Annotated in this window: 8 protein-coding genes and 1 riboswitch; all 8 genes read left to right on the forward strand. The window is 30.2% G+C overall.

What is annotated here, in order from left to right:
- The first annotated feature begins 194 nt into the window (after nucleotides 1-194).
- On the forward strand, nucleotides 195-2,417 hold the full coding sequence (gene recD2 / locus I2H23_RS11300; RefSeq protein WP_092921913.1) for an SF1B family DNA helicase RecD2: 2,223 nt from the start codon (nucleotides 195-197) through the stop codon (nucleotides 2,415-2,417).
- The gene (locus I2H23_RS11305) at nucleotides 2,418-3,188 is read left to right on the forward strand and encodes a ComF family protein (RefSeq protein ID WP_092921915.1); all 771 of its coding nucleotides are present in this window, start codon (nucleotides 2,418-2,420) and stop codon (nucleotides 3,186-3,188) included.
- 607 nt (nucleotides 3,189-3,795) lie between these two features.
- The gene (gene hpf, locus I2H23_RS11310; RefSeq protein WP_092921917.1) at nucleotides 3,796-4,344 is read left to right on the forward strand and encodes a ribosome hibernation-promoting factor, HPF/YfiA family; all 549 of its coding nucleotides are present in this window, start codon (nucleotides 3,796-3,798) and stop codon (nucleotides 4,342-4,344) included.
- 198 nt (nucleotides 4,345-4,542) lie between these two features.
- Nucleotides 4,543-7,215, forward strand: a complete 2,673-nt coding sequence (gene secA, locus I2H23_RS11315; protein WP_092921919.1) for a preprotein translocase subunit SecA — start codon at nucleotides 4,543-4,545, stop codon at nucleotides 7,213-7,215.
- Nucleotides 7,216-7,230: 15 nt separating this feature from the next.
- Nucleotides 7,231-8,341 (forward strand): peptide chain release factor 2 gene (gene prfB, locus I2H23_RS11320; RefSeq protein WP_181949436.1). Its coding sequence is split into 2 segments (ribosomal slippage): nucleotides 7,231-7,305 and nucleotides 7,307-8,341, totalling 1,110 coding nucleotides; the frame shifts between segments, so codons are not numbered across the junction.
- Nucleotides 8,342-8,421: 80 nt separating this feature from the next.
- Nucleotides 8,422-10,560 (forward strand): Tex family protein, encoded by a 2,139-nt coding sequence (locus I2H23_RS11325; RefSeq protein ID WP_092921923.1) that lies wholly within the window; start codon nucleotides 8,422-8,424, stop codon nucleotides 10,558-10,560.
- A 20-nt stretch (nucleotides 10,561-10,580) separates the two neighbouring features.
- On the forward strand, nucleotides 10,581-11,738 hold the full coding sequence (locus I2H23_RS11330) for an amidohydrolase (RefSeq protein WP_092921925.1): 1,158 nt from the start codon (nucleotides 10,581-10,583) through the stop codon (nucleotides 11,736-11,738).
- A 122-nt stretch (nucleotides 11,739-11,860) separates the two neighbouring features.
- Nucleotides 11,861-11,980: riboswitch (FMN riboswitch) on the forward strand.
- A gap of 116 nt (nucleotides 11,981-12,096) precedes the next feature.
- Nucleotides 12,097-12,711 (forward strand): ECF transporter S component, encoded by a 615-nt coding sequence (locus tag I2H23_RS11335; protein ID WP_195581651.1) that lies wholly within the window; start codon nucleotides 12,097-12,099, stop codon nucleotides 12,709-12,711.
- Nucleotides 12,712-12,765: the final 54 nt, after the last annotated feature.

Here is a 12,765-nt window from a genome sequence, read left to right on the forward strand (position 1 = left end):
TAGAACAGATATAGATTTACCATGGGAAAGAACTGATAAAGCAGAGCTATTAAGAAAAGAAGCATTAGGACAATAATTTAAAATAACTATAGATAATTCACCCCATTTAAAGGGGTGAATTTTTTTGGTATAAAAGGTATAATAAATACAACTTAAGTGAACGATAGAAATATTATGGGTTGTAGGAGATGAATATGGAAAGATTAGAAGGAATGATAAGTGATATAGTATTTAAAAATGAGGATAATGGGTACACTATAGCCCACTTGGCTAACTCAGATAATGAAGTAGTCATAGTTGGTTGTATGCCTACTTTATCGGTGGGGGAAAGCATAGAAGTTGAAGGAAAATGGACAAATCATAAAACTTATGGAACTCAGTTTGAAGTAAATAAATTTATGCCAGTAACACCAACATCTCTGGAGGGGATATATGTATACTTATCTTCTGGTATGATACATGGAATCGGAGAAAAAATGGCAAAAAAAATAGTGGATAAGTTTGGAGTAAGTACATTAGATATAATTCAAAATAATCCTCATAGGCTGAGTGAAGTGGATGGTATAGGTCAAAAGAAAATAGATCAGATAGTAAAAAGCTATGAAGAAAATAGAGAGCTTAGAAATATAATAATAGAACTTTCTCCATATGGAATAACTCCTAACTACTGTATGAAGATATATAAAAAGTATAAAAACAAAGCTATTGAAGTTATAAACAAGAATCCATATAAATTAGCGGAAGATATAAGAGGTGTTGGATTCAAAATAGCAGATAATATAGCTAGTAAAATAGGAATTGAAAAAAATTCAAAAGATAGAGTCTCTCAAGGGATACTCTATACTCTAAACCAATCATTAGGGAATGGTCATACATACCTACCAGAAAATATCCTTATACAAGAAGCTATTAAATTATTAGATGTAAAAGGAGAGCTTGTAAAAGAGTGTATACTAGAACTTGCATATGATCAAAAAATACATATAGAGAAAAAAGATAATCAACATCTAATATATTTAATACCATACTATTTATCGGAAAATGGAGTATGTAAACAAATAATAAAATTATCTCAGCATGAATTTAAAGATTTAAATATAGATATAGAAGAAGAGATAAGAGTAGTAGAAAAAGAAGAAGGTATAAAGCTTGCTAACAATCAAATGTTAGCTGTAAAAGAAGCAATAGAAGGTGGAGTAGTAATAATAACTGGTGGTCCGGGAACAGGAAAAACCACTACTATAAACACCATAATAAAAATATTTGAAAATAATAATCAAGAAGTTGTATTAGCTGCCCCAACAGGAAGAGCAGCAAAGAGGATGAGTGAAACTTCAAGTAAAGAGGCTAAGACTATACATAGATTGCTAGAAATGGGATATGCAACAGATAGTGATGAACTTCAATTTATGAAAAATGAAGAAGAGCCAATAAAAGCCGAGGTAATAATAATAGATGAGGTTTCTATGGTTGATATTTTACTAATGTACTCTTTACTAAGGGCAATTAAACCTGGAACAAGGGTTATATTAGTTGGTGATAGTGACCAATTACCATCAGTAGGTGCAGGAAATGTACTTAAAGATATGATAGATTCTTGCGTTATAAAAGTAGTTAGATTAACTGAGATATTTAGGCAAGCTCAAGAAAGTATGATAGTAGTTAATGCCCATAAAATAAATAATGGACAGCCATTACATTTAAACTCCAAAGGAAAAGACTTCTTTTTTATAAGAAAAAATACCAATGAAGAGATAATAAATGAAATAATAGGTTTAGTAAGTGAGAGATTACCTAAATTTTATAATGTAGATAAATTAAAAGATATACAAGTTTTATCTTCTATGAGAAAAGGAGATTTAGGAGTTACAAATCTAAATATAGAACTTCAAAAGCATCTTAATAAACCAGAAAAGTATAAGGTAGAAGAAAATTTCCAACGAAGGATTTTTAGAGTTGGCGATAAAGTCATGCAAATAAAAAATAATTATACTAGAAAATGGGAGAATGAGGATAAAACTGATAGTGGAGAAGGTATATACAATGGTGATATTGGATATGTATATCATATAGATAAAGATAAAAGGATAGTATACGTTATATTTGATCAAGTCAAAATTGTATCATATACCTATGATGAGCTAGATGAGTTAGATCATAGTTATTGTACTACTATTCATAAAAGTCAAGGAAGTGAGTTTCCAGTAGTTGTAATACCTATAACCTGGGCTCCACCAATGCTTTTAAGTAGAAATTTATTATATACAGCAGTAACTAGAGCAAAAAAACTAGTTGTACTAGTAGGAGATGTAAAGTATTTAGAATACATGATAAAGAACAATAGAATTAATAATAGACATTCAAATTTATCCTATAAGCTAAATAAATTTAAGGAAGAAGGTTTGTTAATTAAATAGATGTATAATTTCTTAATACATAAACAAAAACTAATAAGAGAAATATTTCATACAAGTTTAGAATTATTGTATCCAGATAATATATCTTGTATAATTTGCAACAATCCTATAAAAACTACAAATACATATTCATTATGTACATCTTGCTTTAAGGAATTACATTTTATATTAGATGGATGCCTAAAATGTGGAAAACCAACTATCAATGATTCTTTAGGAGAAATAGATACTTACAATTGTAGATATTGTAAATGTAAATCTTTTTATTTTGATAGAGCTATATCATGTATAGAATATAGTGAATTTAGCAAAAAAGTAGTTTTTGGATTAAAGTATAATAGTAAGACATATATGAGTAGATATATAGCGACTATAATGAAAGAAAGGATAGACCTAGAGCCTTTAGAATTTGATTATATTTTGTTTGTTCCACTTCATAAAAAAAGACAAAGAAAAAGAGGTTTTAATCAATCAGAGAAAATAGCTAAGTACTTAGGTGAGATATTAGGTAAAGATGTTTTAGATATAATTGTAAGAACTGAAAATACAAAAAGACTTTACAAATTGAATAAAGAAGAGAGGAAGAAAGAATTAAAGAATGTATTTGAATTAAAGGAAGAATCATTCAAATTAAAAAATAAGAATATTTTATTAGTGGATGATATTTTTACAACAGGGTCAACAGTAAATGAAATATCAAAAATATTAAAGTTAAATAATGTAAATAGGGTTACAGTGATAACATTTTTAACTAGAACCATTGATACCTAAAATTACTATTGACATTAAGTTACTAAAATATTAAAATAGATAAGTAATATTTAGGTCTGTGGTTGAAAGTCCAAGCCAGTCGCAGGCAAAGGGATCCACGTAAGTTAACACTAAAAATTGGGTTAATGATCATGGTGCGGCTTAGAAGTAAGACCTACCGATATAAAATCGAGAGAGCTAGTAGTGCGGCAAACCCAAGCGAACCCTCCAGTAGGCGAGTGTGGGGTCAAAAACCAGGTCAGCTAAATATTCAAAAGTACCTTCAGAGGTGCTTTTTTTTTACAAAAATTTAAATTACGACAATAATTCACAAATTAATCACAACTATTATTGATATATGTGGATAGTTGAAGAATTATGAATAGCTAGAAATACAGTATTTAAGAGTTATTAACAAATTTATCCACATTATCCACAAAGGTAATAAAAACATTAATCCACATGATAATAGTAAATATTAATAAATAAAATAATATAACTTTATTTGAATATAATAAATTATAAAAGTAAACAATAAAAATAAAGGATTGTATAAGTCGATATAGAATATATTATGTAAGTATAAAATATAAGTTTTATACCGTTATAACCGAAGGGAGATGTTCTTATGAATATAATTATATCTGGAAAACAAATAGAACTAACAGATGGAATAAAGTCATCGATAGAAGAAAAAATAGGTAAGTTAGATTATTATCTTCATCCATCAACAGAGGCTAAAGTAACTGTTAGTGCTAAAAAAGCTAGACACAAAATAGAAGTAACAATAATCCCTATAAGTGGACCAATAATAAGAGCAGAAGATATAGAAGAAAATTTATATGCTGCTATAGATGTTGTATACGATAAATTAAATACGCAATTAAGAAAATATAAAAAAAGATTGCAGGATAGACACCATGTAAATGAGAGTATAAGATATCAAACAGATGATTTATTAGAGGATAGTGATTATTCTGAGGATGAAGAAAATATAGACATAGTTATAGAAAGACATAAGAAATTTGATATGAAGCCTATGAGTGCAGAAGAAGCTGTTTTACAAATGGATCTTATAGGACATGATTTCTATATGTTCAGAAATGTTGATACTGATGATATTTCTATAGTTTATAGACGTAGAAATGGTGGATATGGGATGATAGAACATGAGTAATCTGTATTAATGTATTTATATATTAAAAATAATGCCACTAATTAAAGACATATAAAATCTTTGTTAGTGGCATTTATTTTGTTTGTAGATATTAAGCGAGATCAAGTAAATACATGGTAAATATAACAATATAAAATCTATTGTTTTTATGGTAAAATGTATAATAGTACAATAAATGAGCGAGGAGAGATGCTAAACATGGGTTTTTTAGATAATTTATTCAATATGGCAGATAAAAGAGAACTAAAAAAATTCAATAAGATAGTTGATGAAATAGACTCTTTAGAATCAAAGTTCGAGCCTATGACAGATAAAGAACTTAAGAATATGACTAATATATTCAGAGAAAGACTAGATGGTGGAGAAAGTATAGATAGTATTTTACCAGAAGCATTTGCTGTAGTTAGAGAAGCATCTAAAAGAGTACTAGGTATGAGACACTATAGAGTACAGCTTATAGGTGGGATAGTGCTACATCAAGGTAGAATAGCAGAGATGAAAACAGGGGAAGGTAAAACATTGGTTGCAACAGCTCCAGTATACCTAAACGCTCTTACAGGAAAAGGGGTACATGTAGTAACTGTAAATGATTACTTAGCAAAACGTGATAAAGAGCAAATGGGAAAAGTATATGAGTTTTTAGGAATGACTGTAGGTGTAATAGTTCACGGTCAAACTCCAGAAGTTAGAAGAGAACAATATCAATGTGACATAACTTATGGAACAAATAATGAGTATGGGTTTGATTACTTAAAAGATAATATGGTAATACATAAAGAACAAATGGTTCAAAGAGAATTAAACTATGCTATAGTGGATGAGGTCGATTCAATACTTGTCGATGAAGCAAGAACTCCTCTTATCATATCAGGACCTGGAGATAAATCTACTCACTTATATTCGGATGCAAATACATTTGTATTAACACTAAAGCCAGATGACTATGAGATAGAAGAAAAACAAAAAGCGGTATCTTTAACAGAATCAGGTATACAAAAATCAGAAATTTACTTCAATGTTGATAATATAACTGATGTAGCTCATATAGAGTTATATCATCATATAAACCAAGCATTAAAAGCGCACGTTATAATGAAGCGTGATGTTGACTATGTATCTAAAGATGGAGAAATAGTTATAGTTGATGAATTTACAGGAAGACTTATGTTTGGTAGAAGATACTCTGAAGGATTACACCAAGCTATAGAAGCTAAAGAAGGTTTAAGAATACAAAGGGAATCAAAAACATTAGCTACTGTAACATTCCAAAATTACTTCAGAATGTACAACAAGTTATCAGGTATGACAGGTACAGCTAAAACTGAAGAAGAAGAATTTAAAGCAATATATAAAATGGATGTTGTTCAAATACCTACAAATAAAGGGATACAAAGAGAAGATTTACCAGACTCTGTATATAAAAATATGAAAGGTAAATTTAATGCAGTTGCTGAGGATATAATAGAAAGACATAAAACAAAGCAACCTATACTAGTAGGTACAGTTTCAATAGAAACTTCAGAATTATTATCTCATCTATTAAAAAGAAGAGGAATAAAGCATGAAGTATTAAATGCAAAATACCATGAAAAAGAAGCAGAAATAATATCACAAGCTGGTAGATTAGGAGCAGTAACAATAGCAACTAACATGGCAGGTCGTGGTACGGATATAGTTCTAGGAGGTAACCCTACTTTCTTAACTAAAAAAGAAATGAAGAAAATGGGATACGAAGAAGACATTATAAATAAAGTAGATTCATCATTAGAGGGAATAGAAAAAGAAGGAAATGAAGACTTATTTGCAGCTAGAGAAGAATACGTAAAATTATATGCAAAATATAAAGCGCAAACTCAAGCAGAGCAAGAAGAAGTTTTAAAAGCTGGTGGTTTAGCTATCATAGGTACAGAAAGACATGAATCTAGAAGAATAGATAATCAGTTAAGAGGACGTGCTGGTCGTCAAGGGGACCCAGGTAGTTCAAGATTCTATATATCTTTAGAAGATGACCTTATGAGATTATTCGGAAGTGAGAGAATAACTTCTGTTGTCGAAAAAATAGGTCTTGAAGAAGATATGCCTATAGAGCATAAGATGTTAACTAAATCAATAGAAAGTGCTCAAAAGAAAGTTGAAGGTAGAAACTTTGGTATAAGAAAACATGTACTTCAATATGATGATGTTATGAATAAGCAAAGAGAAATAATCTACGCTGAGAGAAGACGTGTATTAGAGGGTGAAAACTTACAAGAACAAATACAAGGCATGATTTTATCTATAATAGAAGACACAGTAGCTGCATATACTTTAGAAAATGGATTTAATTTCGTTGGATTTAGGGATTACTTATATCATGTATTCCTACCAAAAGGAAGTATAGAAATACCAGATGTGGAAAAACTTAATACTACTCAAATAGTAGAAGAGGTTTATAACATAGCAATGAAGATATATCAAGGTAAAGAGGAAAGAATAGGATCTGAAAGAATGAGAGAAGTTGAAAGAGTAGTATTACTTCAATCAGTAGATAACCATTGGATAGATCACATAGATGCAATGGATCAATTGCGTCAAGGTATAGGTCTTCGTGCAATAGGTCAACAAGATCCAGTAGTTGCATACAAAATGGAAGGATTTGATATGTTTGATGAAATGACTAAGCATATCAAAGAAGATACTGTAAGATACCTATTTAATATAACTATAGAAGAGCCTGTAGAAAGAAAACAGGTTATAGATGTTAATCACTTATCATCAAATACTGATGAAGAATCATCAAACAAAACTGTTAGAAAAGAAGAAACAGTAGGAAGAAATGATGATTGCCCTTGTGGGAGTGGAAAGAAATACAAAAAATGTTGTGGTAGATAATTTCGGAGGACAGAAATGTTAAAATTACAAGACTATAGAAATAGCATAGAGTCAATGTCTTCAAATCTAGATGAAATGAGGGTTTCTCTTTGACATTGCTGGTGCACTAGCTAAAATAGAAGAAAACGAGAAAAAAATGAACGAGCAAGATTTTTGGAACAACAATGAACTTGCTCAGAAGGTTCTTCAAGAAAATAAGGTTTTAAAAGAAACCGTAGGAGAATTTAACACTTTAAAAGATTCATTAGAAGAAATCGAAGTTTTAATAGAATTAGGACTAGAAGAAAATGATGAATCTATAGAAAAAGAAATAGAAGAGTCTATATCGAACCTTGAAAAAGAAATAGATACTCTTAAAATTAAAACATTACTTAGCGGAGAATATGATAAAAATAATGCAATTTTATCTATAAATGCAGGAACTGGTGGTTTAGATGCTCAAGATTGGGCACAAATGCTACTAAGAATGTATATTAGATGGGGAGAAGGTAAGGATTATAAGGTTAAAGTCTTAGATATGCTATCAGACCCAGCAGCAGGTATAAAAAGTGCAACACTTCTAATAGAAGGAATGAATGCATATGGATACCTAAAGAGTGAAAAGGGAGTTCATCGTATAGTAAGAATATCTCCTTTCGATCCATCAGGAAAGAGACATACTTCATTTGCATCAATAGATGTGCTACCAGAGTTAGATGAAAGTATAAATATAGATATTAACCAAGCTGATTTGAAAATAGACACATATAGAGCCTCTGGAGCAGGAGGACAGCATGTAAATACTACAGATTCAGCTGTAAGAATAACACATATTCCTACAGGGGTAGTAGTTCAGTGTCAAAACGAAAGATCTCAGCATAAAAATAAAGATACCGCAATGAGAATGCTTATGGCAAAGCTTATAGAACTTAAGGAGTTAGAGCAAAAAGAAAAGATAGAAGACATTCAAGGTAAATATTCTCAAATAACTTGGGGAAGTCAAATCAGGTCATATGTATTCCAACCATACAAGTTAGTTAAAGATCATAGAACTAATGCAGAAGTAGGTAATGTAGATAGTGTAATGGATGGAAATATAGATTTATTTATAAATGAATATTTAAAAATGAATAAATCTAGTAAATAGTAAAATAAGGGCTTGAGAATTTTATTCTCGAGCCCTATTTTGAGGCTACATATAAATTTCTACGAAAGAAGAGGACAAATATGAAAATAAATGAAATCTTAAAAAAAGAGTTTAACCTTAGAGATGAACAAATAAAAAATACTATCAAGCTTATAGACGAAGGCAATACAATTCCTTTCATAGCTAGATATAGAAAAGAAATGACTGGCGAAATGAGCGATGTTGTATTAAGAGCTTTTCATGATAAGCTAGTATATTTAAGAAATTTAGAAAGTAGAAAAGAAGATGTCATAAGAATCATAGAAGAGCAAGGAAAACTTACTGAAGAATTACAGAAAAACATAGCAAAAGCAAATACACTTCAGGAAGTAGAAGATATTTATGCTCCATTTAAACAAAAGAAAAGAACAAGAGCGACTATAGCAAAAGAAAAAGGATTAGAAAATTTTGCTTTAGCTATACTAAATGGAGAAGTAGAAGATATAAGTATAGAAGCTAAAAAATACATTAATACGGAAAAAGACGTAAATAGTGAAGATGATGCTATAAAAGGTGCAAAAGATATAATTGCCGAGGTAGTTTCAGAAGATGCTAAGATAAGAAAATATATAAGAGAATTAGCATTAAGAGAAGGTATGATTAGTACAAAAAATTCTAAAGATGAAAAATCAGTTTATGATATGTACTACGACTACAATGAAGCAGTAAAGACAATGGCTCCTCACAGAGTACTAGCAGTAAATAGAGGGGAAAAGGAAGGATTCTTAAAAGTTAAATTAGAAATAAACAATGATAAAGTAATAAATCATATAGTAAGTGAATATGTAAAAGAAAAGAATAAATCAAAAGAAGAAATAATATCATCTATAGAGGATGCTTATAAGAGATTAATATTCCCATCTATAGAAAGAGAAATAAGAAATCAACTAACAGAAAATGCACAAGAGAGAGCAATAAGTGTATTTGGTAAAAATATAAAAAGTTTATTATTACAACCACCTGTTAAAGATAAGGTAGTCATGGGATTTGACCCAGCATTTAGGACAGGATGTAAAATAGCTGTTGTAGATAAAAATGGTAAATTATTAGATTTTACAACTGTTTATCCTACACAGCCACAAAACAAAGTAGAAGAAGCTAAAAAAGAGTTAAAAGAATTAATAAGAAAATATTCCATAGATATAATATCTATAGGAAATGGAACAGCATCAAGAGAATCAGAAAAAATAGTATCAGATATGATTAAAGAGATGGATGAAGAAGTTCAATACATAATAGTAAACGAAGCAGGAGCATCTGTATATTCTGCATCAGAACTTGCAAATGAAGAACATCCAGACATAAACGTATCTATAAGAGGTGCTATATCAATAGCTAGAAGATTACAAGACCCATTAGCAGAGCTTGTAAAAATAGACCCTAAGAGTATAGGTGTAGGTCAATACCAACATGACCTTAATCAAAAAAGATTAGAGCAGGTTCTAGGCGGAGTTGTTGAAGATTCAGTTAATAGTGTTGGAGTAGATTTAAATACTGCATCATATTCTTTATTAGAGCACATTGCTGGTATAAGCCATAGTATAGCTAAAAATATAGTAGCATATAGAGAAGAAAATGGAGATTTCACATCTAGAGCACAACTTAAAAAAGTAAAAAGACTAGGTCCTCAAGCTTTCACTCAATGTGCAGGTTTTATGAGAATATTAGATGCTAAGAATCCTTTAGATAATACTTCAGTTCACCCAGAAAGTTATAAGATTTGTGAAAGTATGTTAAAATTATTAGGATACTCAATGGATGACTTAAGAAATAAAAATATAGAAGGTATAGATGCTAAAGTTGAACAAATAGGGCTTAAAAAATTAAGTGAAGAGTTAGAAGTTGGAGAATTAACATTAAAAGACATTATATCTGAAATTAAAAAGCCAGGTAGGGACCCTAGAGAAGACGGCATGAAACCTGTACTTAGAACAGATGTCTTAAAAATAGAAGATATTAAAGAAGGAATGGTATTAAAAGGAACAGTTAGAAACGTAGTAGACTTTGGCGCATTTGTTGATATAGGTATAAAAAATGACGGATTAGTTCACAAATCTCAAATGAGTAAAAGTTTTGTAAAGGATCCTATGGACATAGTTACAGTAGGAGATATCATAGATGTAAAAGTTATAGGAGTAGATATGGATAAACAAAGAGTAGCTTTATCTATGAACATATAAACTATATTAGGAGGGAAGATATGCTTCTTATAAAAAATGGTGTAATAAACACTATAACAAATGGAATAATTGAAGGAGATATCCTTATAGAAAATGGAAAAATAAAAGAAATAGGAAGTAATATAACTTCTCAAGAGGATATAAAAATAATAGATGTAGAAGGAAAATTTGTATTTCCAGGATTTATAGATGCACATACGCATCTAGGATTATGGGAAGATGGAATGGGATTTGAGGGTGCTGATGGAAATGAAGAAACAGACCCTATAACACCACACTTAAATCCAATAGACGGTATAAATCCAATGGATAATACATTTACAGAAGCAGTCCAAGGTGGTATAACATCAGTATGTACGACACCTGGAAGTGCTAATGTGATGGGTGGAGAATGTATAGCTATAAAAACTTATGGAAAAAGAATAGATAAAATGGTTCTAAAAAATCCAGTAGCGTCAAAAATTGCATTTGGAGAAAATCCGAAGAGTTGTTATGGTAGAGATGAAAAAATGCCTCAAACTAGAATGGCTATAGCTGCACTTTTAAGAGAACATTTAAAAAAAGCTGAAGAATATTTAGAAGAAATAGAGTTATACGAAGAACATGAAGATCATGATAAACCAGAATATGATATGAAAATGGAATGTATGATACCTATATTAAAGGGTGAAATACCATTTAAAGTTCATGCACATAGAGCAGATGATATATTCACAGCTATAAGAATAGCTAAAGAATTTGATATAAAGTTAACTTTAGATCATTGTACAGAAGGACATCTTATAGCAGATGAATTAGCCGAAGAGGGATATCCTGTTGTAGTTGGCCCATCATTATCAGAAAGATCTAAAATAGAGCTTAGAAATCTGACTTTTGATACAGCAGGTATACTTGCAAAAGAAGGACTTCAAGTTTCATTAACAACAGATCATCCTGTAATACCAGTACAGTACTTGCCAATATGCTCTGGAATAGCAGTAAAACATGGTATGGAAAAAGAAAAAGCATTAGAAGCTATAACTATAAATCCAGCCAAAACTTTAGGAGTAGATGATAGGGTGGGATCTTTAGAAGTTGGAAAAGATGCAGATATAGTTGTATGGGACGGTTGCCCTCTAGAAATACAAAGTAATGTACTAATGACTATTATAGATGGAAAAATAGTTTATAGAAGATAGTTATGGGTATAATAATATTGTAATTGAAATAAAACTATACCCCAAAATTATATCTAATAACCAGTTGACTTTGAATAAACTATTTAATATTATTAAAGTATACGGAAAATTAAATAGTTTCTGAAGATCTTCGGGGCAGGGTGAAATTCCCTACCGGCGGTTATAGCCCGCGAGCTACAATAGTAGCATGATTTGGTGAAATTCCAAAGCCGACAGTAAAGTCTGGATGAGAGAAGATATTTATGGAAATATCTATATATAAGGACATATTTATAGTTTTTTGCTATATCCATAAAGGCTCGAAGGTAAGATCTTCGAGCTTTTTATTTTTCCTAATAAAAATTAGGAGGTAAAAATTATGCAACAAACACTTAAAAGTAATAGGATGTTTTCTACATCTAAATTAGTAAAGGTAGGGATATTATCGGCTATCGGATATATACTTATGTTCATATCAGTCCCGATACCATTACTGTTTCCAGATTTTTTAAAAATAGATGTATCGGATTTACCAGCACTTTTAGGAGGAATAACTTTAGGACCTGCTGCTGGTGTTATGATAGCTTTCTTAAAGAACTTGCTACAATTTATAACAGGAATGTCTACTACAGGCGGAGTAGGAGAGCTAGCAAACTTTATAATAGGCGGGTCATTTGTATGGACGGTATCATATATATACAGTAAAAAAAGAGAAACGAAAGGTCTTATAATTGGTCTTTTATTAGGAATTATAGTAATGACAATAGTAGGATGCTTATCTAATTATTTTATAATGTTACCATTTTATAGTACCATAATGCCAATTGAGGCAGTTATAGAAATGGGAGCGGCTATAAATCCAGCAATAGTAAATAAATTAAGCTTTGTTATATGGATAATAGCACCATTTAACATATTAAAAGCAACGATAATGTCTTTACTAACATTACCAATGTATAAAAAAACTGAAAAAGTTTTAAATAGAATGAAATAAAAATAAAGCTATCTCTTAGAAGGGATAGCTTTATTTTTATAAATTTTATATATG

This window comes from Romboutsia sp. BSD2780061687b_171204_C1 (assembly GCF_015560225.1).
Classification (GTDB): Bacteria; Bacillota; Clostridia; order Peptostreptococcales; family Peptostreptococcaceae; genus Romboutsia_C; species Romboutsia_C hominis.